This window comes from Lysinibacillus boronitolerans JCM 21713 = 10a = NBRC 103108, assembly GCF_000772935.1.
Taxonomy (GTDB): domain Bacteria; phylum Bacillota; class Bacilli; order Bacillales_A; family Planococcaceae; genus Lysinibacillus; species Lysinibacillus boronitolerans.
The window spans coordinates 1-239 of the sequence record NZ_JPVR01000006.1 but is presented as its reverse complement, the minus strand read 5'-3'; the positions used below and the strand labels follow the sequence as shown (position 1 = coordinate 239).

At 67.4% G+C, this 239-nt stretch carries 1 pseudogene; it reads right to left on the bottom strand.

The features are described from left to right. Positions 1–239: pseudogene (locus tag CD31_RS00030) on the bottom strand (IS21 family transposase); the annotation flags it as partial.

The following is a 239-nucleotide window of genomic DNA, read 5'->3' as shown; positions in this document are numbered from 1 at the left end:
TGAACGGGCGCCGATTCAGATCCTCCAGCAGCTCGGCGATGGCCTGGTTAAGCGCATGCAGGCTGAAGAACTGCCGATGGCGCAGCCGCGCCATGATCCAGCGCTCGACCACCTGCACCGCCACCTCGGCCTTGGCCTTGTCCTGAGGCTTGCGTGGCCGTGCCGGCAGGATCACCGTCTGGTAATGACGCGCGCACTCCAGCGTGGCCCGGTTCAGGCCCGGCTCGTAGCGATCCGGC